This is a genomic window from Thalassotalea fusca (genome assembly GCF_053485835.1).
In genome coordinates this window covers 119314-139771 of the sequence record NZ_JBQRUN010000005.1, presented here as the reverse complement: position 1 = coordinate 139771, position 20458 = coordinate 119314, and the positions used below count along the sequence as shown (strand labels likewise).

At 42.4% G+C, this 20458-nt stretch carries 12 protein-coding genes; 6 read left to right on the top strand and 6 right to left on the bottom strand.

Annotated elements, in window-relative coordinates:
- The first annotated feature begins 1 nt into the window (after position 1).
- Together ACSLUK_RS08310 and ACSLUK_RS08305 are read left to right on the top strand one after the other, a co-directional pair.
- Positions 2-991: an isoaspartyl peptidase/L-asparaginase family protein gene (locus tag ACSLUK_RS08310; protein ID WP_448548085.1), complete on the top strand. Its 990-nt coding sequence runs from the start codon at positions 2-4 to the stop codon at positions 989-991.
- A 27-nt stretch (positions 992-1018) separates the two neighbouring features.
- Positions 1019-3589, top strand: a complete 2571-nt coding sequence (locus ACSLUK_RS08305) for a glycoside hydrolase family 97 N-terminal domain-containing protein (protein ID WP_448548084.1) — start codon at positions 1019-1021, stop codon at positions 3587-3589.
- Positions 3590-3794: 205 nt separating this feature from the next.
- Here ACSLUK_RS08305 and ACSLUK_RS08300 read toward each other — a convergent pair whose 3' ends face one another.
- Together ACSLUK_RS08300 and uvrA are read right to left on the bottom strand one after the other, a co-directional pair.
- The gene (locus tag ACSLUK_RS08300; protein WP_448548083.1) at positions 3795-6653 is read right to left on the bottom strand and encodes an insulinase family protein; all 2859 of its coding nucleotides are present in this window, start codon (positions 6651-6653) and stop codon (positions 3795-3797) included.
- A 434-nt stretch (positions 6654-7087) separates the two neighbouring features.
- Positions 7088-9910: an excinuclease ABC subunit UvrA gene (gene uvrA / locus ACSLUK_RS08295; protein ID WP_448548082.1), complete on the bottom strand. Its 2823-nt coding sequence runs from the start codon at positions 9908-9910 to the stop codon at positions 7088-7090.
- A gap of 193 nt (positions 9911-10103) precedes the next feature.
- Between uvrA and ACSLUK_RS08290 the strand changes: the two genes are divergently transcribed.
- Positions 10104-11468 (top strand): MFS transporter, encoded by a 1365-nt coding sequence (locus ACSLUK_RS08290; RefSeq protein ID WP_448548081.1) that lies wholly within the window; start codon positions 10104-10106, stop codon positions 11466-11468.
- Here the strand turns inward: ACSLUK_RS08290 and ACSLUK_RS08285 are convergent.
- Positions 11465-11950: a GreA/GreB family elongation factor gene (locus ACSLUK_RS08285; RefSeq protein ID WP_448548080.1), complete on the bottom strand. Its 486-nt coding sequence runs from the start codon at positions 11948-11950 to the stop codon at positions 11465-11467. The genes ACSLUK_RS08290 and ACSLUK_RS08285 overlap by 4 nt on opposite strands.
- A gap of 346 nt (positions 11951-12296) precedes the next feature.
- Here ACSLUK_RS08285 and ACSLUK_RS08280 point away from each other — a divergent pair, with 346 nt between their 5' ends.
- Positions 12297-14327: an oxidoreductase gene (locus ACSLUK_RS08280; protein WP_448548079.1), complete on the top strand. Its 2031-nt coding sequence runs from the start codon at positions 12297-12299 to the stop codon at positions 14325-14327.
- Between the two features lie 378 nt (positions 14328-14705).
- The gene (pssA, locus tag ACSLUK_RS08275; protein ID WP_448548078.1) at positions 14706-16022 is read left to right on the top strand and encodes a CDP-diacylglycerol--serine O-phosphatidyltransferase; all 1317 of its coding nucleotides are present in this window, start codon (positions 14706-14708) and stop codon (positions 16020-16022) included.
- A gap of 26 nt (positions 16023-16048) precedes the next feature.
- On the opposite strand, the gene ACSLUK_RS08270 is transcribed toward pssA, so the two are convergent.
- The 3 genes from ACSLUK_RS08270 to ACSLUK_RS08260 all read right to left on the bottom strand — a co-directional run bounded on the left by ACSLUK_RS08270 (position 16049) and on the right by ACSLUK_RS08260 (position 19934).
- Entirely contained in the window at positions 16049-17467 is a 1419-nt protein-coding gene (locus tag ACSLUK_RS08270; RefSeq protein ID WP_448548077.1) for a transporter substrate-binding domain-containing protein, read from the bottom strand.
- 200 nt (positions 17468-17667) lie between these two features.
- Positions 17668-19218, bottom strand: coding sequence for an amidohydrolase family protein (locus ACSLUK_RS08265; RefSeq protein WP_448548076.1), 1551 nt, complete (start codon positions 19216-19218; stop codon positions 17668-17670).
- 14 nt (positions 19219-19232) lie between these two features.
- Positions 19233-19934, bottom strand: a complete 702-nt coding sequence (locus tag ACSLUK_RS08260) for a 2OG-Fe(II) oxygenase (RefSeq protein ID WP_448548075.1) — start codon at positions 19932-19934, stop codon at positions 19233-19235.
- A 109-nt stretch (positions 19935-20043) separates the two neighbouring features.
- Here ACSLUK_RS08260 and ACSLUK_RS08255 point away from each other — a divergent pair, with 109 nt between their 5' ends.
- Positions 20044-20448, top strand: a complete 405-nt coding sequence (locus ACSLUK_RS08255; protein ID WP_448548074.1) for an acyl-CoA thioesterase — start codon at positions 20044-20046, stop codon at positions 20446-20448.
- The last annotated feature ends 10 nt before the right edge of the window (positions 20449-20458 follow it).

Genomic DNA, 20458 nt, shown 5'->3' with positions numbered 1-20458 from the left:
CATGATCAGCAAACGCAAATTTCTCAAGTTTTCTCTCGCAGGATCATCGCTGTTTGGACTTGCTGGGCTTAAAACACAGGCCAGTGCACCGCGAAACTCAGTCAAAAAAAAGACGGTAGTGAATAAGCCTATCGTAGTATCTACATGGGAACACGGACTCGCTGCGAATCACGCAGCATGGCAAAAACTGGCACAAGGTGAGCGTGCACTTGACGCTGTGGAAGCTGGTGTAAGAGTGCCTGAGGCGGATCCGGCTGTGCGTACGGTTGGTTATGGCGGTTACCCTGATCGTGAAGGTGTGGTGACCTTAGATGCCTGCATCATGGATGAACATCAAAACTGTGGTTCAGTTGCTTGCCTACAAAACATCAAACATCCGATCTCAGTCGCGCGACTGGTTATGGAAAAAACGCCTCATGTGATGTTGGTTGGTGAAGGTGCGTTAAACTTCGCTAAGGAACAAGGCTTTAATGAAGAAAACTTACTTACCGAACAAGCGAGACAGGATTGGTTAGCGTGGAAGAAAGAATCGCAATATCAGCCAGTGATAAATATTGAAAATCACGACACCATTGGCATGTTAGCGCTCGATCGTCAGGGAAATTTGTCTGGTGCATGTACCACCAGTGGCGCGGCGTACAAAATGCATGGTCGTGTAGGTGATTCGCCAATCATAGGTGCTGGACTATACGTTGATAACGAAGTGGGGGCTGCTACTGCAACGGGTATGGGCGAGCTGATGATTAAGACGGTTGGCTGCCATCTTGTGGTAGAAATGATGCGTCAGGGCATGACTCCGACTCAAGCTTGTCAGGCTGCGGTAGAGCGAATTGCACAAAAACTAGGAGACTACAAAGCGTTTCAAGTAGGCTTTTTAGCGTTAAACAAAGCAGGAGAATACGGTTCTTATTGTATTCAGCCGGGCTTTAATTACGCGGTTACTGACCAGCGTGGCAGTTCTCTGCTTGATGCGGCAAGTATATTGTCGTAACGCTATGTGTTCTAAAGGATAAATAAATTGCTAAAGTCAGGCTTACTTGTATCGGTTCTATGGTGTTTGGCTTTTATTACCTATGCCAACACTTCAACAACACTGAGTGTGCATTCTCCGTCAAGAAACATAAATGTTGAGTTCACCTTAGTTGATGGTAGGCCGGCCTATCGGGTACTTTCTGGTGAGAATATCATTCTAGCAACCTCTGCGTTGGGCTTTGAGTTAAAATCACAGAATGCGCTTCGAGATAAATTTACGCTGATAGATCAGTCGCACTCTATCGTTGACGAACAATGGACGCCTGTATGGGGAGAACGTTCGCGCATCGATAATCACTATCGTGAACTAATGGTTCATTTGCAACAAAACGATGAACTTGCACGTCGACTAGACATTGTTTTTCGCGTCTTTGATGATGGGATTGCCTTTCGCTACCAATTTCCTGAGCAGGACAACCTCAAGCAATTCGCCATTACCGCTGAGTTGACCTCATTTGCCTTCACTGATGATCATACTTCGTGGTCAATTCCTGCAGATTACGACAGTTATGAACATTTGTACCACAAAGGTAAGCTATCTGACTTGCAGGCAGCGAATACCCCAATAACACTAAAAAGCAAGCAAGGTCAGTATTTTAGTCTCCATGAAGCTGCGTTGACCAATTATGCTGGCATGGCACTGGTTAAAGCCGAAGAAAGTAGGCTGAGCCTTACAAGTGATCTAGTACCTTGGCCGGATGGTGTAAAAGTAAAAGCAGAAACACCATTCAAAACGCCTTGGCGCACGTTACAAATTGCAGATTCTTTGGCTGAGCTCGTTGAATCGGACATAATTGCTAATTTGAATGAGCCTAGCGCGATTAAGGATACATCGTGGATTAAGCCGATAAAGTACATCGGTATATGGTGGGCGATGCACATGAGAAAGTTCACTTGGCAGGCTGGGCCGAATCACGGTGCGACCACGGAAAACACTAAGCAGTATATCGACTTTGCTAGCCAGCATGGAGTTGACGCGGTATTGGTAGAAGGTTGGAACAAGGGGTGGGAAACTTGGCACACTGGTCACAATGTCCAGGACTTTACTCAAGCATATCCAGATTTTGATCTAAATGAAGTCACCTTATACGGACAAAGTAAGGGAGTAATGCTGATGGGCCATCATGAAACGGGTGGCAATATTCCCCTATATGAAGGGCAGCTAGAGCAGGCATTCAAGCTTTATCATTACTATGGTGTTAAGGCTATTAAAACTGGATATGCGGGAAAAATGTGGCCAGCGGGGCATTTTCATCACGGCCAATTTATGGTGAATCATTATCGAAAGGTGGTAGAGCTGGCGGCAAAATATCATATTATGCTAAATGTGCATGAACCGATTAAAGCAACAGGAATCCGCCGCACGTTTCCAAATATGATGACGCGTGAAGGTGCGCGTGGCATGGAATGGAATGGCTGGAGTGAGGGTAACTCGCCAGAGCATACCACTACTTTGCCATTTACCCGTTTATTAGCCGGGCCATTAGACTATACGCCGGGCATATTCAATATCCAATTCGACCCTCAGCTGCAATATCGTGTTCATAGCACCTTAGCGCGTCAACTTGCTTTGTATGTCACGCTGTATAGTCCGATGCAGATGGCGGCAGATATGATAGAAAATTATCAGCAGCAGGCGGCATTTGAGTTTATCAAACAAGTGCCAGTGAATTGGGATGAAACAAAGTTACTCGCCGGGGAGATTGGCGATTTTGCCGTGTTTGCGCGCCGAAAAGGGCAACAATGGTTTATTGGCAGTACCACCGATGAACATCCAAGACAATTGAGGTTAACGCTCGACTTTTTACAGCCCAACACGCGCTACATTGCAAAAATATATAGTGACGCCAAAAATACAGACTTCAAACACAACCCAACAGCAATTGCGATAACAGAACATGAAGTGAAAAAAGGTGATCAAGTGATTGTCACTATGGCCAGTGCTGGCGGCAATGCAATCCACATTTTCCCAACCGTGGATAATGTGAAACGCAAAACAATTGAAGCGCATAATCAACACGCGGCAGACGCATTAGCCAACTTTATTGCGGGTAATAAGTATGGTGAAATTGAACGAATAACACACCTTGCCGTGGGCAAAAAGGCGAGTTACGGAACACAATTTGATGAACAATATACCGGGGGCGGCCAAAGCGCATTAACAGACGGTATTTTAGGGAGTGCTGATTACTCGTCACTGTGGCAAGGCTATCGCCAACGCGATTTAGATGTGACCATTGACCTTGAAAAAATTACGCGCATCAACACGATTAGCGTCGGTTTTTTACAAAGCATTTTACATTCGATTTTATTACCTACTACTGTCGAGTTTTTGTTATCGAATAATGGTAACGAATTTACAAAGGTCGGCCAGCAAGAATATGTAACCATGGCTGACGTGCCTGACTACCAGCGAAAGCGTTTTCAAGTGGCGGTTGAGCAAAAAAGTGCACGGTTCGTGCGGATTAAAGCGAAGAACATCTCGCAATTGCCAGCATGGCATATCAGACCTGCGCAAGAGGCATTTATTTTTGCTGATGAAATTGTTGTGAAATAGTGTTGGCCACAACAAGCGATTAACTTACCTGTATTCAACCATGTTATTAGCCCATTCTGGTTATGAATGTCAGGCTGAGACGCTAGTATAAAAAAAGGCCCTCCTACCACGCCAACTATGGTAGGAGGGCAAACAGTATCGAGCAATATCTCCCTGGATAAATGCTACATACTGGACCTGCGATTAAAGAAGGATTTTGTTCTAATTATGTGTAATCCCCCTTTAATGTAACCTGTAATATTTTGGTCTCCTTACCAGTTAGCAATCGAGCCAATTGGTGTTGCACACTACGTTGAGATACCGAGTGTAACTGTCGAGTTACCTGCGCTTTAGTGTTAAACCCGGTATTATCATTTAGCCAATCTGCCAGCAAAGGCATAGCGTCGCGATAGAAAGACCTTCGTGGATTAGTAAGGCGTTTATAAATTGCTTCCTTAGCACGTTCAATTTCAAATTGGCTTAGCCTGTCTATGTGTTCAAATGCCAATGCCAACCAGTTGTTTTGCGCTTGCTTTAGTTGTTTCGTTGATTGTTCTGTACTCAATGCAGTAATTGTTAATCCAGAGTGCCCATTAAGCATTTGGTGAACACATAAGACTTGGCATTGTGTTGGTATTATTTCGCTCGTCGAATGCAGTTTTGAATGTTGCAGCAAGCTCTTAATGACTAAATGATTCGCAATGGTGTCGATGCTGGGTTGCTCGATTACAAATGAGATACTGCGACTGCTTTGTTTCTGATGATGTCGTTTAGTTAAAGAACAGTAGTTTGGGAGCACTATTTTAGTCGTTTTCGCTGACGCTTGGGCTTGCTGATCTAATTGCAAATGCTGTTCTATGCTCACGGCCAGTTGTTTAGTGTCTTCTGCAGACATGGAACCAAAGGCAAATACCTCAACCGCAATGCTTTCAACAAAAGTTGTCATGTAATTATGTAGCGCCTGATAATCGATCTCGTCCAACATTACTAAGGCATCAGTGATATTCATGGCTGAAGCGTCTTGTAGTGCAATAGCGTGCAGATAATGTTGTGTTTGGGCTAGCGTAGAGCTATTGGTTATGTTGGCAAAGGAGTATTTAAGCTCTTCAACTGATTGAGCAAAGTCATTCTCGGTAAAAGAGAGTGTTTTGAATAGGTCAACAATTTGCTCTACATAGCGTACATGTTGGTCACTGGCACCTGATAAGGTGATAAACAGCTCATTCTGGTTATTAGTACTCGACAAGGTTGATAAGTTGTCGCGCAGTTGTGCTGTGTTTCTGAGTGGTAAAAGTGACTTTGACCAAATAATGGATACTAGCTTGAGTAATAGCGGGGCATTTTTTCTTTTACTCGCTTGATGACTACGCAACCGCAAACCAATAAATGTTTGTGGCTGTGCAGAATTAGTATTTTTACTGTGCCACGCAATAAGACCGTGTGATTTGTATACCGTCTCAGGACAAGTTGGGGCGTCATAAACGTCGTGAGCTAATGAATCAATGTGCCTGATTGAAATGGTCGAGTTAGATGCATAATCCTTAGCGGTAGCTTCATGTACTTCTAACAGGGGAAGATTCAAGGTGGATTGTTGCGATGCAATCAAACCTAAGTCGGCCTCAGTCAATGGTCTAACAGTAAATGAAGCGTTAGCAAAGTCGACCTCCCTTGTGGTGGGACGGTTGTCATTTATATGCCAGACACGCAAGTTGTCGGTAGTAAATTGTGCCAACAGTGACTGTAAGCTTTCCTGATTTAAGCCTTTAAAGGCTTTGTAAAGTCCAGCGTTTACTATCGAATTATAAGGCGTTGTCGACAGGTGATGTGCTCGATGCCACGGCGTGTTAACGCTGTAGCTTGAATTTTGGTTATCAATGTGTCGGGCAAACCTGCGAGCCAGTGAGTCCGATAAACCTTGTTTTTTAATGATATCAATATAATTAAAAAACGCAGATAGTATATGTTGCTTGTGATCTATTCCTTGCTCCGTCAGGCCAAAAGTAAACGTTGCTGCACCTTCTTGACCATAGAGATTTGGCTCTATGGCAGGCGACATATAGCGAATTAAACCTTGGGTAATAAGCTGTGTTGTTAGCGCATTATTATGTTGAACACTAAAGAGAAACTCTAAATATTCCGGCGACAAAAATTCAATTGATTCTTCTAAAATTTGGATAGGAAATTGCAGCATCAATAACTTTTCATTAGAGCTCGTATCAACGTGAATATTCACCTTTTTATGTTGTGACTGAAAAATGGGCAGGTGAGTGTGGCTGTTTAATCGTTTTCCGCTCGTAATAATAGTGAAATTCTCGGCAACGCTTTCTTGTAGTTCCGACAAAGCGATATTACTGACAATGCCTATTTGCATGTTCGCGGCTACGTAATACTGTTGATGAAAATGTGTTAAGTATTGAATTAATTCTTGTTGGTTCAGTTGGCCAAGAGATTGACTATTGCCCAAATGAAATTGACTGTAAGGATGCGCATGATTAGTGGTCATGGCATTGATGCGATACAGAATAAAGGGGAGTTTATTCTTAGCTAAATGCCACTCATCATTAAATGCGACCTCATCCCGTTGCGACAACAATCGTTTAAGATTAGGTTGGCTAAATTGTTGTGCGAGTACAGGCAAAACATTGGGTATTAGTTCGCTGTCGAACGTAAGGTTAAATGTTGTCTGTAAATACGTGGTTCTCGCTTGAATATGGCCAAAGTTATCTTGAATAAATGATCGCAATGATATTGGTGAATCGTCTTCAATGGCACCATTTACGATGATGTGTTCTAAATAGTGGGCCAACCCTTGAGCGTCTTCTGGATCCGCAAAGCTACCCGCGTTAATGGTTATGCTGATTGTGGTATCAGTAACACGATGATCATGAGTGAACAACACATCTAGCCCATTGTTTAGTTGCATGCGTTCAATTTCATGGTTAATGGGAGTCGTACCATCAGCCGTTTCTTTGTTGTGATAGCTTTCGCTAATATATTCACTATTAAGCGAATTACTGTCTTCTATCAATTGCTCTTTAGTATGAGCGTTTGGCGTACAAGCGGTAATGGTAAAAACTGCACTCATGATTACTAACATCCTCAATGTCATCTTTCTTCCTGAAATAAGTTCAATCGTGAAAAATCCGTCACGAATTTGAGACCACTAGACGTTAGCAAGACAAAAAAACTACAGCAATCGGTTAAACATTACGAAAACCCTGTTTTAATTATTTCTATAGTAAATACAAGTAATTATGTGCCATTGTATTAATGTTGTGAAAATGTTGGGAAGTTTCACAACATTTTTTATAGGGGCTTTTGGCTATTCTCAATTGTGATTTAACAAGACTTGGTTTTGAATTGGCGATTAATTTAGTGCTTTTTTGATTTAATGATAGATGAGTGACAGTGCGTTGAACCAGTAGAGGCTTATATTATTAGAGGATCACAGGAGAGAAATAAAAAACCACGCTCAGCAAAAAATTACCAAGCGTGGTTTTCGTGACCTTTATTTATCGATTAAAGTAGCGGTTTTAAGAAGCGGGCCGTATGTGACAACTTGTGCTCTGCAACCTGTTCTGGCGTTCCCGCAACGAGTATCTCGCCACCACCAGAGCCCCCTTCAGGACCTAAATCAATAATCCAGTCAGCTGTTTTGATAACATCCAAATTGTGTTCAATGACCACTATGGTGTTGCCATGGTCACGTAAACGGTGGATTACATGCATTAACTGCTTGATGTCGTGAAAATGTAAGCCCGTTGTTGGTTCATCTAAAATGTACAGCGTTTTACCTGTATCACGTTTAGATAACTCTTTCGAGAGCTTAACCCGTTGAGCTTCACCACCTGATAAAGTGGTAGCCGATTGACCTAGCTTGATATAACTTAACCCAACATCCATCAGGGTTTTTAATTTACGCTTAACTGCAGGAATCGCAGAGAAGAAGTCATAAGCATCTTCAATGGTCATATCCAATACTTGATGGATATTTTTGCCCTTGTATTTCACTTCCAGTGTTTCACGGTTATAGCGTTCACCTTTACATACATCACATGGCACATAGACATCAGGTAAAAAGTGCATTTCAACTTTGATTACACCGTCACCCTGACAGGCTTCACAGCGCCCACCTTTCACATTGAAACTAAAGCGTCCAGGCTTATATCCCCTTGAACGGGCTTCTTGTGTTCCGGCAAATATCTCACGTACATTAGTAAATATACCCGTATATGTTGCAGGGTTTGAACGCGGGGTACGACCAATAGGGCTTTGGTCAATATCGATGACCTTATCAAGCAGTTCTAAACCAGAAATGCTCTTATATGGCGACGGCTCTTGCGTTGTCGCACCGTTTAATTCGATATGTGCAAGCTTGTATAATGTGTCATTAATCAGCGTAGATTTTCCAGAACCTGAAACACCTGTGACACAGGTCATCAGCCCAACAGGAATGCTCAAATCGACGTCTTTCAAGTTGTTACCACTTGCGCCTTTTAATTCGACAACACGAGATTCGTCGATAGGAGTGCGCACTTTCGGTAGTTCAATTTGTTCTTTGCCGGATAGATATTTTCCTGTAAGTGAGTCTTCACTATTGAGAATGTCATCTAAACCGCCACTGGCAATAACATTGCCCCCATGTATACCAGCACCTGGACCAATATCGATGATGTGATCTGCGGCCTTAATAGCATCTTCGTCATGCTCAACCACAATCACTGTATTGCCAAGATCGCGCAGGTGAACAAGTGTTTTGAGTAAGCGTTCATTGTCGCGTTGATGTAGACCAATCGATGGTTCGTCCAACACATACATTACACCAACCAAGCCAGCGCCAATTTGGCTTGCTAATCGAATACGTTGGGCTTCACCACCCGATAGAGTATCTGCACTGCGTGAAAGATTGAGGTAATTGAGGCCAACATTGACTAAAAAGCCCAATCTGTCGTTGATTTCTTTCAGTATTTTTTCTGCAATTTGGCCTTTCTGCCCGGTTAAATGCAGGGTTTGGAAAAATGCTAAAGCTTCTGCTGTAGATAGCTCCACTACGTGGTGCAGTGGCGTATCGTTGATAAATACATTGCGCGCTTCTATGCGTAAACGACTGCCTGAACAATCGGTACAGTGCTGGCTATTCAGGTATTTAGCCAGTTCTTCACGTACTGCGTTGGATTCTGTTTCACGGTAGCGACGATCCATGTTATTCAAAATACCCTCGAAAGGATGTTTTCTAATGACAATATCGCCGCGATCATTCATGTACTTGAATTCAATTTCTTGCTTGCCGCTACCATATAAAATTGCTGTTCTAGATTTTTCGTCGAGTTGCTCAAACGGCTTATCAACGGCAAAACCGTAGTGGTCAGCAAGCGCTTGTAGCATTTGAAAATAATAGAAATTGCGTTTATCCCAACCACGAATGGCTCCACCAGAAAGGCTCAGTTCAGGATTCGCAATGACGCGATTTGGATCGAAAAACTGTTGATTACCCAAGCCATCACAGGTTTGACAAGCACCCGCAGGATTATTAAATGAAAATAGGCGAGGCTCCAGTTCTTGCATGCTGTAACCACATTGTGGACAGGCAAAATTAGCAGAGAACAACAATTCTTCGCGATCAGGTTCATCCATAAATGCCACCTTGGCCGTGCCAGAGGTAAGCGCTAAGGCAGTTTCGAAAGATTCTGACAGTCGTAACTGAATGTCATCACGAACTTTCAAACGGTCTACAACTACTTCGATGGTATGTTTTTTGTGGAGTTCAAGCGTTGGTGGATCTGACAAGTCGCATACTTCACCATCAATTCTCGCTCGTATATATCCCTGAGCGGCTAAATTGTCGAGTAATTTTACGTGTTCACCCTTACGGTTTTGTAGCACTGGTGCCAGTACCATCACTTTGGTGCCTTCATCCAGTTCTAACACCTTATCAACCATTTGCGAAACTGTTTGCGCCGCGAGAGGTTGTTGATGCTCAGGACAGCGTGGTTCTCCAACACGCGCATATAGTAAACGCAAGTAATCGTAAATCTCGGTAATCGTACCAACCGTTGACCTTGGGTTATGAGAGGTTGACTTTTGCTCTATAGAAATTGCGGGAGATAGGCCTTCGATGTGATCTACATCGGGTTTTTCCATCAATGACAAAAATTGGCGCGCATATGCTGATAGCGACTCAACATAACGACGCTGACCTTCAGCATATAACGTATCAAAGGCTAGTGATGATTTTCCTGAGCCCGATAATCCCGTAATGACAACGAGTTTATCGCGTGGAATGTCTAAACTTATGTTCTTCAGGTTGTGGGTACGAGCACCACGAACTTCTATCTTTCTCATATCAAGTCCATGCGTAAATTGAACCGCGTATTATCGCATAAATTCTCAACAATATTCACCAATTAATCACACCTTTTAGTTATTGCTGAATTGAATTTTTATTTTGCCTCGATTTGAGAGATTTAGTTCGACAAACAGACATGCTAAACTAGCGCGAATTTTGGTACACACACATAGGTCGAACGCCCGTATTATGAGTCATTCAGGTTTAAATAGCATAGAGAAAAAAGCTGCTTTTTCGCTCGCCGCGGTATTTGGTTTGCGCATGCTAGGTCTGTTTATGATTTTACCTGTATTTGCTATTTATGGCGAAGAACTGGTTGGCTACAGTCCTATCTGGATAGGACTGGCAATAGGTGCTTATGGCTTAACGCAGGCGTTGCTGCAAATTCCTATGGGCATGTTGTCAGACAAATTTGGTCGTAAACCAGTAATTTTGAGTGGCTTATTAGTCTTTCTGATTGGCAGTATTGTGGCTGCATTGTCTGATTCTGTTTATGGAGTAGTGCTGGGGCGTGCGTTACAGGGAATGGGGGCGATTGCCAGTGCGGTATTAGCGTTGGCTGCTGATTTAAGTAGAGAAGAGCAACGCCCTAAAGTAATGGCAACGATTGGTATGTTTATTGGCTTGTCATTCACGGCGGCTATGATCTTAGGGCCAATTGTTGCTGAAAGTTATGGCTTATCTGGACTATTTTGGTTAACTGCAGTGCTTACAATATTTGGCATGTTGTTAGTGCAGTTCTTAGTGCCTTATTCTGTTCATAAAGCACCTAAGGGCGATAGTGTCGCATTACCCGAGCAAATTACAAAGCTGATGAAAGACAGTCAGCTAAGCCGACTTAATATTGGTGTTTTCGTTTTACATATGACATTGACGGCCTGTTTTGTAACATTACCCAAACAGTTTGTTGAGGCGGGTTTAGCACTGAATAGTCACTGGAAGCTATACCTACCTGTGCTACTCGGCTCGTTCTTTTTAATGGTACCGTTTATGATTTATGCCATTCGCAAACAGAAAGAAAAACAAATGTTTGCTGGTGCGGTATTACTATTAACTACATCGTTGGCATTGTTATGGCTGTTACCTTCATCTTTGCTAAGTCTCGTTATAATGGTGGGTTTGTTCTTCACTGCGTTCAATTATCTGGAAGCGACTATGCCATCGATTTTGTCGCGTTTAGCACCAGCGGGCGTGAAAGGCAGTGTTATGGGAATTTACTCGAGTAGCCAATTCCTAGGGGCATTTGCTGGAGGGCTAATTGGCGGCGTTATAGCTACAACCTACTCCGAAAATGCTATATTTTTAGTGATGGCTGGCGCTAGCTTGCTATGGCTGGTTGCAGCCCTTGGCATGAAACCATTGAAAAAATCGAAAAGTTACAGTTTATCCACCACAATTAGTTGTGAACAGCAAGCTGAAGAAATCGCTGATCAATTGATCAACATGCCTGGTGTGATAGAAGCAACATTGGTTCACACCGAGGCCGTTGCTTATTTGAAAATAGATGACAAAGTGGCTGATATTTCAGAAATTAAAGCAATCCTTCGTCCTTAAAGAATAGCAACAATCTCGTCAGTAATTCTTTGATTGGCGAGATTGAGCCTAACTTCATCATCAACAGCTTTACCTACCAATGCCGAACCCATAGGTGATTTTGGGGTAATTACCGTAATTTCGTGGCCGTCAATGTTCGTTCGATAACCCGCGCAAGCCGGAGACAAATAAAACCAAGCATTACTTGCTTCATCATTTGCCAGCTGGACAAAAGTGCCGAGCCTGACATGGGTGTGTTCTGTCATTTGTTCGGCGAGTGACTCTAATGCCATTTTCTCTTGCGTCAATGCGGTCACTCTTTGTGATTGACCTTCTGCCAAATAGCCCGCTTCAATGGCCAATGTATCATATTGTGTTTCTGCCACAGATTCGTCATCCGTAGACGCTGTGTGTGCAGATTCCGCAGCTAATAACAAGGCGTCTAATTCTTGCGTAAGATGAGAAATAAGTTCATCTAACAATTGTTCTTTAAGCTCGTTCAAAGGCAGCCTCTCTTATGAAAATAAATGCTGTTCGACAGAATCAATGATTATTCAGCGAAATAGTTTAAATGAGTGGTGTTGTCACCTGATAAACCACATATGAATCAAATGCGTTTTGAAGCTTCTTTTACGCTGTAATTTCATATAACTGGAAGAATTACTAAGTAATAGTCCTAAAATAAGCTTAACTGAAAGTATACATATTGGCGAATTTTGGCCAATAAGAATAATAAATCCTAACCAAAAGTTTACTATCTGACAGGTGTCAAAATAAAGCTTGTGTTTTTCAGTTTGAACTACTATTTTATTAAGCAACTGGTTAGACCAAATATGAAAGAAGTGACATATGACAACGACATCAAAGTATCCAAACCTCCTAGAGCCACTCGATTTAGGTTTCACAACCATACAGAATAGAGTCTTAATGGGTTCAATGCATACAGGGCTTGAAGAAGAAAAAGGGGGCTTTGAAAAGCTGGCTGCGTTTTATGAAGCGCGTGCAAAAGGTGGTGTTGGCCTCATTGTAACCGGTGGCATTAGCCCGAATACGCGAGGGCGATTGGCACCATTTGGCAGTGAAATGAGTCGTTTTTGGCATCCAAACAAGCATCGTATAATTACAGATGCTGTACATAAGTATCCTACCAAAATCTGCTTACAGTTATTGCATGCTGGTCGATATGCCTACCATCCGTTTAATGTTGGTCCAAGTAAGATTAAAGCACCGATCAATCCATTCACGCCAAAAGAAATGTCAGTGCGCCAAATAAAGGGCACGATAAAAGATTTTGCTTACTCTGCAAGTTTGGCTGCTAAAGCTGGCTATGACGGGGTAGAAATAATGGGCTCGGAAGGATATCTCATCAATCAGTTTAGTTGTGCGCGCGTGAATAAGCGTACTGATGAATGGGGGGGATGCATTGAGAATCGCATGCGATTGGCAACCGAGATTATTAAAGCTGTACGTGCCAAAGTCGGCGAGAAGTTTATCATCATTTTCAGGTTGTCGATGTTAGATTTGGTCGAAGGTGGCAATAGCTGGCAAGATGTTGTAACAATGGCAAAGGCCGTAGAACAGGCAGGTGCAACCATTATCAATACAGGTATTGGTTGGCATGAAGCGCGCGTTCCAACAATTGCTACGTCTGTGCCTAGGGCTGCTTTTACTTGGATCACTGAACGAATGAAAAAAGAAGTGTCAGTACCGCTTGTTACTACAAACCGCATTAATACGCCTGAAGTGGCAGAAGATGTACTTGCTAAAGGGCATGCTGACATGGTTTCTATGGCGAGACCATTCCTTGCTGACCCTGAATTTGTGAATAAGGCTGCGGCTAATAAAAGTGACGAAATAAACACATGTATTGGTTGTAATCAGGCATGTTTAGATCACGTATTTAAACAGCTCAGAGCGTCATGTTTGGTTAATCCAATGGCCTGCTATGAAACTGAAATTAAATTCGTGCAATCACCCACCAGAAAGAAAATCGCTGTCGTTGGCTCAGGCCCAGCTGGTATGGCATTTAGTGTGTATGCGTCAGAAAAAGGCCATCAAGTGACGTTGTTTGACAAAGCGAGTGAGATTGGTGGCCAGTTTAATTACGCTAAGCAGGTGCCAGGCAAAGAAGAATTTTACGAAACCTTGAGGTATTTTAATAAACAGTTAGCAAACTGGAATGTTGATATTCAACTTAATAGTGAACAAACGCCTGAGTCACTAATTGAGGCAGGGTTTGACGAAGTAATTCTGGCAACAGGCATCGTGCCGCGTCAGTTAAATATTCCGGGCATTGAACATGAAAAAGTAAAAAGTTACTTAAACGTGTTGCGTGACAAGGAACCTGTTGGTCAGAAAGTGGCTATTATTGGTGCCGGCGGTATTGGTTTTGATGTCGCGTGTTTTCTGGCAGAGGGAGAGTCTTTGGCGACTAATCCTGACAAGTGGCTAAGCAACTGGGGCGTAGATAAGAGCTTTAAACACGACGGAGCATTGCTGCCACAACCCGAACATACCCCAACCGATAGAGAAATTTACCTCTTACAACGTAAAACGACTAAAGTCGGGGCTGGACTAGGTAAAACGACCGGTTGGATTCATCGTTCAACGTTGCAAAAGAACGGCGTCAGCATGATACCGGGCGTTGTTTACAAAGAGATAAATGACGCAGGACTACACATCGAAGTTAATGGTGAATCGCAAGTGTTAGATGTTGATCATGTCATTATTTGTGCGGGACAGGAACCAGAACGTAGTCTATATCAGCAATTACTAGACGCTGATGTGAATGTTCACCTGGTAGGTGGTGCTGATGTTGCGGCTGAATTAGATGCTAAACGAGCCATCAGACAAGCGGCAGAATTGGCGATGAAGATTTAATTCTATTTGGCCATTTGTATTATTGGAGATTGATACAAATGGCAATTTAAAATTGTCATTAAGAGTTTGTCGGGAAAGTGATCACTTCACAAATTTCTTTGTTGCAGAATGACCGTACGAGACATCAATTTGCTTTGTCTTAATTTTCTTGTCAGTGCTCATAGCTGGTCCAATGTTTATTTCAATTGGTAAAAGAGTGGCTTCAAATCAGTATGTGATTCGATGAATTCTATATGTGGTGATACGGATTATCTTGATAAATAACCTCAGTGTGTTGTTTAATGTGCTTTATTCAATATTATCAATGACACTTGACGCTTTAGTAGACACAATTTGAATACGACAGTGTTATTAACTGGAAGTTAAACAGATCCATATATGTTAAAACATACCAATGTCATCGGACTTAATTCCGATGACTTTTCTATTTTGCCTACAGCAAAATCGTTTCATCAGCAGCTTTTAACCAGCATCGCCAATGCCAAACAACGCATCTACATTGTTGCACTGTATTTGCAGGAAGATGAAGCGGGGCAATCGGTATTGCAGGCACTTTTTGACGCCAAAAAACGCAATCCTTCGCTCGATGTGAAAGTGATAGTGGATCATCATCGAGCTATTCGAGGATTAATTGGTGAAAAAGCCCACGGCGGTAATCGCGAGTGGTATCAAAAAATCGCACAAACTTACGAAACGGCAATTGACGTTTTGGGCGTGGCAATAAAACCAAAAGAACTATTTGGCGTGTTGCATTTAAAAGGCATGGTGTTTGATGATGAAGTGCTCTATTCAGGTGCCAGCATCAATAATGTTTATCTTCATGTGAGTGACCGATACCGTTTAGATCGCTATTTCTCACTGCAATCGAAATCGCTAGCAGATAGCATTGTCAACTTCATCAATGCGGCTTTTATCTCAAACGGAACACATACTGATTTATTGGCGCCAGAGTTACCATCAAAAGCAGAGGTGACTAAGCTAAGTAAACGTACTCGTCGTTTGGTGCAAAAGCATCGATATCAGGCGGAAGGCACTGAACTATTGCCACTCGCTGTTACACCTTTGCTGGGGTTAGGGCGCAGAAAAAACTTACTCAACCAGCACATTGTTGAATTGATTCGTTCAAGTCAGTCAACGGTATGTCTTTACACACCATATTTTAATTTGCCTCGCCGACTAACGAAAGAAATTGTAAATGCCATGAAGCGTGGCGTTGCTGTTACGATTGTTGTAGGTGATAAACGTGCGAATGACTTTTTTATCCCTGAGGACAAGCCTTTTAGTTTTATCGGAATTGTGCCTTATATTTATGAGACCATTTTGGCGCGATTTGTGAAACGTTATCAGGCGTTTATTGATAAAGGATTACTTGATATTCGACTTTGGCAGCATGAAAGCAACAGTTTTCATCTTAAAGGAATAAATGTTGATCAACGCCAATATTTGCTAACGGGGAGTAATCTCAATCCCAGAGCATGGTTACTCGATATTGAAAATGGGTTACTGCTGGAAGATAAGCAAGGGTTATTAACACAAGCCTTTGCACAGGAGCATGATGCCATTTGTCAACATACTACGTCATTAAGCCACTTTGATCAGCTTGAGCGCATTGACGATTATCCAGAGCATCCACGTAGACTAATCAAACGCGTAAAAATGGCTAAGGTCGACAGATTGCTAAAACGATTGCTATAGCTTCGGTAATGAATATTGGCTCGTCGCTACTGAGTGATTGTAAAGTTGAGCTTTTCTTTTAAGCGGTATTGTGTTGCATCGTCAAGACCATTGAAATAGGGGGCAAAAAGTATGTCCCTTTGTTCTGACTGCTCAAGTAAGCTGTTTACTTGCATGATAAAGTCTCGGTTTGTTGGCGATAAGTTACAAGCGATAAATGCAGGAATGTCCTCAAACAGTGAAGTGCTCAGTAGTTGACTGTCGAGTTTTCGGGCAACCGCGGCATCAGGTAGTAGTTCTTGTAAAAGGGATGGCCAGATTATGATAGCGTCGATGCGCTTTGCTAAAAACATGTCAACCATTTGCTGGTATCTTAAAGGCTCAAATATCTTAAGTCGCTGATAAAGTTTCGGCGACAAATGACCGGCCAACTTCTTGGCGATTACGCCCTCAGGGATCCCGATAACCAGCTGTGAATTCTGTGTAAGCATATCGGCAAGCTCAATAACATCGTCATAGCGCAGTGTTTTATTTGCACTGTGATGTTGGTATAGTTGCGGCTGTAAAAATTGATACGTGGTGTGCGACTTATAAACCCCTTCATCATCTAATTTAATTGCGTTTAATACACAGGTTGGTTGCGTACTTGCCAGCTTAGATTGTGCCATTCGTCCACTGATTACCGTTGTAGAGAATTGGTAATTTGGCATTAAGGATTTAAGTGTTTGTGTAAACGTTAGTTCAAAACTCGATGTCTCAAGTTCGTTCGTTTTCGGATTATAAACCTTCGGCACAATATGCCAATTGATGGTGTTTGTTAGTGCAGGTGTTTGGATATTTGCCTTGGTCAGTAGCGCGTCATTGGCAAATAGTTGCTTTATTCGCCCTGTTTGTATCATAGTTAAGAATTGTTGATCAAATCGTTGCCTTAATTGATCGCCTTTCGGAGAATCTGGAAAATATAAATATATGGGCTGTCCAGAGACTAGCACATCGACCTGAAACTTATTGTCGTGATTGGCAAGATAGACCTGCTCGCCAGAAAGAACAACGGCATCAACTTTCTTGTTGGTCAATAGTCGCTCAACGCTCATTAAGTTATTAATTGCGATAGGGGTGTTTGGAATACCAACATCTTTGATCCAAGCTTGATTGAGCGGTGATGTGACTTTTAGCGGGATCAAATCCGTTAAATCGCTTATGGTTAAACGTTCTTTATCATAAATCACATAGATTGGATCTGAGCGATCAATATTAAGCGCAGCACGTTGCCATGTTTTGCTAGGGGGACGTTGACCTAAATACAAATAGAAGTGATTTTCATCGCTTGAAAATTTTGAAATGAGGGTGTTTTCGTCAATAGATATGTCATTTTGTTCAGCGAAAATATCAGTAAGTATGCGTTGATATACCTGAATGCGCTCTGTTTCACTTTGTTTAGCCAATGGCGCTATTTTAATAGACAAAGCCGGTGATGCATATGCTATGGGCGTGCATATCAAGAGATAAAATACTAGCAGACAATAAATGACAAATGATTGATTCAAATTATCTCTCGTTAACAACAACAAACGACTGTATTTAAGTTATCATCGGTTGGAAAATGTCGCAACATGCAAATACGAATGCTGCGACGCGATTTCATTATAGGGTTCAACGCTTCAGATTATTCCGCCCGTTTGGCAGCCTCAACTATCTCGCGTACATCTTCGAGCAGCTCTTTAGCGTCGTATATAATGCCATCTTTGACAGTATAGTTAACACCACCGCTGCGAGTCGGACGGTTGTTCGCGTCTAACTTAAAGTGTCCTGTACCATACAGTACTTTGAAATTACGTAATGGATTATCGCCAACAATGACTAAATCGGCTTTTTTACCAACACGAATAGAACCTATCTCGTCAGCAAGTCCTAATGCTTCAGCGCCATTGATGGTGGCAGATTGAATCACTTCTAAGGCGTTAAAACCAGCTTCACGTAGTAATTCGAGTTCACGAATATAACCAAAACCATATATCTTAAAGATGTAGCCTGAATCTGATCCTGTGGTGACACGACCACCATGATTCTTGTAGTCATTCAAAAATGTCATCCACTGCTGGTAGTTTTTCTTCCAGGCAATTTCATCGTCAGTTGTCCAATCAAACCAGTAAGAGCCGTGGGCATATCGATTCGGCTGAAAGAAATTCCACAACGTTGGTAGCGTGTATTCATCATGCCAGTCGGCATTCATTTCACGCATTAAATCACGGCTTGCTTCATATATGGTCATTGTTGGGTTGAGCGTGAAATCGAGCGCGATTAGTTCATCCCTGACTTGTTGCCATTTTTCGCTATCGGGTGTCGCGGCTTGCTGCCATAATCGGCCAGCTTCGCCAAAACGATTTTGCTCGTCGTTATAATTGTAGTCGGGCGAGTAGTTTTGAATGTGTTGGTGTTCAAACAGTGCTTCGGGTAAGCCATACCAATGCTCCATGGTGGTTAATCCAAGGCGAGCAGAGTCGATAACATTCATGTTCGTCACGTCGAGCTGGGCGTGGTGCATCATGCTACGCATGCCTTGCTTGTTAATTTCGTCTAATGCGACTTTCATGATGTCAGGTGTGGCACCAAAAAATTTCACCCCTTTTGCGCCTTGCCTAGCTGCGCGTTTCACCCATTTTTTAGCTTCTTCAGGTGTTGTAATCGGGGCTTTATTACCCATACCAAAACCCAGATATGGGATAATTCTTGGTGCTGCAATCGTGTTTTCGTTACTGCGTTCTACATGATCCATTACCCAGTCTATGCCGTTAAAACTACCGGGCTCTCGTACGGTTGTGATGCCGTGAGCCAGCCATAGTTTAAAAACGTATTCTGCGGGTATATTGTCAGCGCTACCACCAATATGGCCGTGCATATCGATAAATCCGGGTAAAATATATTGGCCTTCTACATCAATTTCGATATCGCCATCACGAGCGACAGGGCGATGATTTGATTTTATTGGCACCCCTGGGTTTCCTACACTGACAATGCGGACGATGCGATCATTTTCAATGACGATATCCATCGGTCCTCTTGCAGGAGCCCCTTCACCATTAACGACAATACCACCACGTAATATCAGGCGTTTGTACGGGCCCTTACCAGTTTTTCTGTCGGGGGCTTTTTCTCCAGGTCCAGCTGTAGCAATAAAACTTAATAAGGTTAAACAGACGAGTAAAAAAGATTTCATGCAAACTCTCTATACTATTTGGGTTGGGTATAAATTTGTTGTGCTGGGTTAAACATGACCCAAGACGTTAATACATATTTGTCGTTCGAACGTGGGATGTTGCCGCGATGGGTATGGGTAAAGCCACAAGGGGCAATAATCATGGTTCCAGCTTTTGGCGCTATCGATTTTTCCTGATAATAGAAGTCTGTTTCGCCACCTTCTTCGACATCATTGAGGTAAATCAAAAATAACAAGCTGCGATGAAGTGCGTCATTATGGCCAAGCTGAGGATATATTTCAGAATGCCAGTATTGGTAATTGCCTTCGTTTTGTTTGTATTTTTGTGCGTTGATAGGTGCTAGGCGATATAAATATCGTAAAAGGTTAAATGCGTTGGGTTTGCCAAGCTCTTCAAAATTGTCAGCGGTAAGCACAACTGGTTCTTGCGTTTCTGGGTGTTGCAATGTGATTGAGATACCACTTATTAATGTGAAAAAGTACTTGCTGACGTATTCAGTCACTTTATCTGTGCAAGCTTGCGTAATCGCCGCTAATTCTTGCTGAAACTCTGGATGTTGATTGAGATAAATATCTTCACTCAGCTTCTTGCTGGCATCTACTCCACCGCCCGTTCGCCCTTGGTTTTTGTGGGGGGAACGCTCAAAATGCGCGATAAATTGCTCACAAAATTCAGGTGAAAGTGCATCAGGGTATATTTCAATGAAATCTGTCATGGTATTGTTGTTATTATGCGAGTGATTAGTTTGAGCATACTATAGTTCGCGCAAGTATAAAAACAACTTGCGGTAATTGGCATTCACCCCAAAATAATAGAGAAGTTATGTGAATTATTTCAGTGAAACATTTTCCCCGCGCTTTAGTGATACTGACGCACTTGGGCATATTAATAATACAATGATCCCTGTTTGGTTTGAGGGGGCACGAGATCCGGTATTCAGGTGGTTCATGCCAGAACTTGACTTGAATGCTTGGCAATTAATTCTGGCGAAAATCGACGTTAGTTTTCATGGGCAAATGTATTATGGCAAATCAATGGAAGTGCGTACTTACATTGGCCGAATAGGTGGTTCCTCATTTGATGTGTATCAAGAACTTTGGCAAGACAATGAAAAGAAAGCGTCCGGCACGGCAGTGATGGTATATTTTGATTATCAAACACAGCAGTCGATGAAAATCCCTGAAGATATTAGACACACAATGGAAAGGTATTTGTTTCAAGCAATGTAAAATCATCGGT

Excerpts from the sequence above, each read along its gene's own strand:
- ACSLUK_RS08300 (WP_448548083.1), bottom strand. The coding sequence starts at position 6,653 with ATGAGTGCAGTTTTTACCATTACCGCTTGTACGCCAAACGCTCATACT.
- ACSLUK_RS08260 (WP_448548075.1), bottom strand. The coding sequence starts at position 19,934 with ATGACAGATTTCATTGAAATATACCCTGATGCACTTTCACCTGAATTT.
- ACSLUK_RS08290 (WP_448548081.1), top strand. The coding sequence starts at position 10,104 with ATGAGTCATTCAGGTTTAAATAGCATAGAGAAAAAAGCTGCTTTTTCG.
- ACSLUK_RS08280 (WP_448548079.1), top strand. The coding sequence starts at position 12,297 with ATGACAACGACATCAAAGTATCCAAACCTCCTAGAGCCACTCGATTTA.
- uvrA (WP_448548082.1), bottom strand. The coding sequence starts at position 9,910 with ATGAGAAAGATAGAAGTTCGTGGTGCTCGTACCCACAACCTGAAGAAC.
- pssA (WP_448548078.1), top strand. The coding sequence starts at position 14,706 with ATGTTAAAACATACCAATGTCATCGGACTTAATTCCGATGACTTTTCT.
- ACSLUK_RS08265 (WP_448548076.1), bottom strand. The coding sequence starts at position 19,218 with ATGAAATCTTTTTTACTCGTCTGTTTAACCTTATTAAGTTTTATTGCT.
- ACSLUK_RS08310 (WP_448548085.1), top strand. The coding sequence starts at position 2 with ATGATCAGCAAACGCAAATTTCTCAAGTTTTCTCTCGCAGGATCATCG.